The organism is Microvirga sp. P4_A5 (genome assembly GCF_056402495.1).
This window is the reverse complement of the sequence record NZ_JBFUHH010000171.1, coordinates 1-3857: the sequence shown is the minus strand read 5'-3', so window position 1 is coordinate 3857 and position 3857 is coordinate 1. Positions and strand designations below refer to the sequence as shown.

At 62.3% G+C, this 3857-nt stretch carries 4 protein-coding genes; 2 read left to right on the top strand and 2 right to left on the bottom strand.

What is annotated here, in order from left to right; all coding sequences use genetic code 11:
- Positions 1-1097: heparin lyase I family protein (locus tag AC1DVM_RS22655; protein ID WP_477258320.1), on the top strand; the 1097-nt coding region annotated here is incomplete at its 5' end.
- 82 nt (positions 1098-1179) lie between these two features.
- Here AC1DVM_RS22655 and AC1DVM_RS22650 read toward each other — a convergent pair.
- On the bottom strand, positions 1180-2169 hold the full coding sequence (locus tag AC1DVM_RS22650) for an alpha/beta fold hydrolase (protein WP_477258318.1): 990 nt from the start codon (positions 2167-2169) through the stop codon (positions 1180-1182).
- 170 nt (positions 2170-2339) lie between these two features.
- Here AC1DVM_RS22650 and AC1DVM_RS22645 point away from each other — a divergent pair, with 170 nt between their 5' ends.
- On the top strand, positions 2340-3269 hold the full coding sequence (locus AC1DVM_RS22645) for a ring-cleaving dioxygenase (RefSeq protein WP_477258316.1): 930 nt from the start codon (positions 2340-2342) through the stop codon (positions 3267-3269).
- Between the two features lie 60 nt (positions 3270-3329).
- On the opposite strand, the gene AC1DVM_RS22640 is transcribed toward AC1DVM_RS22645, so the two are convergent.
- On the bottom strand, positions 3330-3857 hold a 528-nt coding region (locus AC1DVM_RS22640; protein ID WP_477258314.1), incomplete at its 5' end, for a hypothetical protein.

Genomic DNA, 3857 nt, shown 5'->3' with positions numbered 1-3857 from the left:
CCAAGAACACCGCCAAGTGGATGGTGATGGGCCAGCTTCACTCGGCCATGAACATGTCGCCGCCGATCGAAATCAAGTTCAACGGCAACGACAAGATGAAGATCTCGGGCAATTCCGGCTCGACCGGCAACCCGATCTATCGCGACATCTACAGCGACAGCCAGGACATCGTGCGCGGCCATTGGTACACGATGAAGATGAACATCAAGTTCGATCCCTATGGCAACGGCAGCGCACAGATCTTTCGCGATGGCGTGAAGATCGTCGATTATCACGGCGCGCTCGGCTACACCAACCAGACCCAGACCTACTGGAAGGAAGGCGTGTATCGTTCGACCGCGTCGGAAACGACGGCGGTGAACTACAAGGACCTCGTCATCAAGACAGGTGCCGGCGCCTTCGCCCCGACGGCAGCGATGCAGGCCACCGCGGCTCCTGCAAGCAGCAAAGCGGCCGGGAGCACTTCCACTGACGCCCTCTTCGGGAGTAATGGAAGCGACAACCTCTCGGGCGGCGCAGGAAACGACTCCATTTACGGCTATGCCGGCAAGGATGAGTTGCAAGGTGGCGGCGGGAAGGACTTTCTCGACGGTGGCACAAGCGGCGATCGCCTCTTCGGCGGTTCCAGCAGCGACGTTCTGTCCGGACGTTCGGGGCATGATCGCCTTGAGGGCGGTACCGGTCACGATGTTCTGTACGGCAGCACCGGCAATGACGTCATGCTCGGCGGCAAAGGCAACGACAGGCTCGTCGGCGGCAGCGGCAAGGACATTCTGAGCGGCGGAGAGGGCTCGGATACTTTCGCTCTGAAGGGGACAGTCAGCGCGAAGAGCTGCGACACGATCACTGATTTCGATGCGAGTTCGGACAGGGTTGAACTGCAGAGCGCCCACTTCAGGGCGTTGTCCAAGGGACAGTTGAAATCATCCGACTTCAGCTTCGGGGCGGCGGCGTCGTCCAACGATCACATCGTATACGACGGAACGACCGGAGCGCTCTACTACGATGCGGACGGCTCTGGCGCAGGAAAAGCAATTCACATTGCCACGCTGAAAGGCGCGCCGGCGCTCTCGTCGGCCGACTTCTTCATCGTCTGATCGACTCGCGAGCGGCGCTCGATGGAGCGCCGGGTAAATTCAGGCTGTCGCAGCATAACGGGCTGCGGCGGCCTTTTTTTGTTCAGGACTTCGCAAAAGCCAGCAGGTCCCCATTGAGCTGCTGCTTGTGCGTATCCGTCAGGCCGTGCGGTGCGCCGGGATAGATCTTCAGCGTGGCGTTCTTCACCAGCTTGGACGACTTGTGGGCTGCCGCCACAATGGGAACGATCTGGTCGTCGTCGCCATGGACGATCAGAGTTGGAATGTCGAACTTCTTGAGATCCTCGGTGAAGTCCGTTTCCGAGAAAGCCTTGATGCATTCGAGCTGGTTCCTGTGGCCCGATTGCATCCCCTGCAGCCAGAACGAATCCCGCATTCCTTTCGTCGCCTTGTTGTCCGGGCGATTGGCGTTGAAGAACGCGGCGCTCAGATCCTGATAGAATTGAGACCGGTCGGCGATGACGCCCGCGCGGATGTCATCGAACACCGATAGCGGAAGACCCTCCGGATTGGCATCGGTCTTGAGCATGAGAGGGGGCACGGCGGAGATGAGCGCCGCCTTCGCCAGACGCTTCGTTCCATGCCGGCCGATGAAACGCGCCACCTCGCCGCCGCCGGTTGAAAAGCCGATCAGGATCACACCCTCGAGATCGAGCTTTTCCAGCAGCGCCGCGAGATCGTCGGCGTAGGTGTCCATGTCGTTTCCGTGCGATGGCTGGCTCGATCGTCCGTGTCCTCGCCGGTCGTGGGCGATCGCGCGAAAGCCGTTTGTCGACAGATGAAGCATCTGGGCCTCCCAGCTGTCGGAGCTGAGGGGCCAGCCATGGCTGAAGACGACCGGTTCTCCGCTGCCCCAGTCCTTGTAGTAGATTTCGGTCCCGTCCCGAGTGGTGAAGATACTCATGCGTTGGCTTCCTTCCGTGATGGGGTTGAAACGCGAACGTTCACTCGATTGCCCGGCGCCCCGCGGCGCGGTGCGGCAGCGAATTCCAGTCTTGCAAAACGCGCATGCCGTGGCCACGGACGCCACGTGATTGAAGCGCAAAGCGTCGATCTCGACAAATACGATCATCGGGAAACACCAGAACGTCACAGGATGGTGTCGAGGGGACGCCGGCGCGATGCTGTGCAATGCGGCTGCGGTTTTGCGCGGATGCAAGCAAGCTCCCATGGCGCTGAGGCAATATCCACCTATCTTGAGGCTCGAAGCGCGGAGCTTCCCATCCGCCAAGGAGTTTCGTCATGCCGAACGGCATTCATCATGTGACCGCCATCGCAGGACCGGCCCACCGCAATCTCCATTTCTACACGCAGGCCCTTGGGCTGCGTCTCGTCAAGAAGACAGTCAATTTCGACGATCCGAGCACCTATCATCTCTATTACGGGGATGAAGTAGGACAGCCCGGCACGATCCTGACGTTCTTTCCGTGGGCACACGCCGCCGCCGGCCGTGTGGGCGTCGGGGAGACGCAGGAAACACTGTTTCGCATCCCGCAAGGGGCGGTGGGATTCTGGACGCATCGTTTCATCGAGCGCGGCGTTCCCCATGAGGCGCCGGTGAGACGCTTCGGCGAAACGGTCATCGCGTTCAAGGACCCGGACGGCACGCGACTGGCGCTCGTGGCCGTGCCGGGGATCGAGGGCGAGCCCGGCTGGTCGGGGTCCGAGATCCCCTCGGAGCACGCCATTCGCGGCCTCCACAGCGTCTCGCTGCTCGTAGCGGAGGCAGCGCCGACCGGCGCGATCCTCAGCGATGTGCTCGGCTTTCGGGAAATCGGCCGGGAAGGCTCGATCATCCGCTTTCGGTCGGATGGCAGCGCGCTCGGCGGAATCGTCGATGTGCGCGAGGCCGGTGGTTTCCTGTCCGGACGACCCGGCGCCGGGACGGTGCACCATGTGGCGTTTCGGGCGGCAAACGACGAGGCGCAGGCGGACATGGTCGAAAGGCTTCTGCGCAACCATCGCATCACCGCGACGGAGCAGAAGAACCGCGACTATTTCCGCGCCGTCTATTTCCGCGAGCCCGGAGGATTGCTGTTCGAGATCGCCACGGACGATCCGGGTTTTGCCGTGGACGAACCGGCGGAATTGCTCGGCCAATCCCTGCGGCTACCGAACTTCCTGGAGCCGCGACGCAAAGAAATCGAGGCCATTCTGCCGACGATGCAGTGACGCGACAACAAAAAGTCGTCCCGCTTACCAAGGCGGGACGATCGTCTCATGCGGGCCGCTTCAATTCGCGGCAAAGCAATAGAACAGACCGGCTCCGCCTGTGCCCTTGAGGGCGTCCTGACTGCAGCCGCCCCGCGAGGGATGCGACGAGTTCCAGGATTTCGCGGGCGGTTGTTCGTCAAGCCCCATGCGGTCATGGTGGCCCAACATGACGGTGCCTTCAGTGCCGCTCTTCGTCCAGTTTCCACAGGTTTGATCCTGCGCCCCGGTGAACGCCGTGCCGTCCGGTTGCGACCCGGTCAGGATGTCGTGCGTGTTGGGCGTGTCGCCGCGACCGTTCACCATGGCGCCGCCTTCGGTCAGCGCGGTCTGTTTGCTGATGGCGTTGGTCCCGTGGAGTTCCGCCACATCCTTGGCGATGACGATGCCCTTGGCATTTTGCCATGGCCCCTTGCCGATCCGGTCGCGGGCATTGACCGCGGTCGCGCCGCCGACCCCTTGGGTCGACAGATACGCCCGCCAGGTCTTGCCGGTTGCGCCTGCTGCCTGCGCGAGGCTCTGGCAGTGGCGATCGGCCCCCTCGAGGCC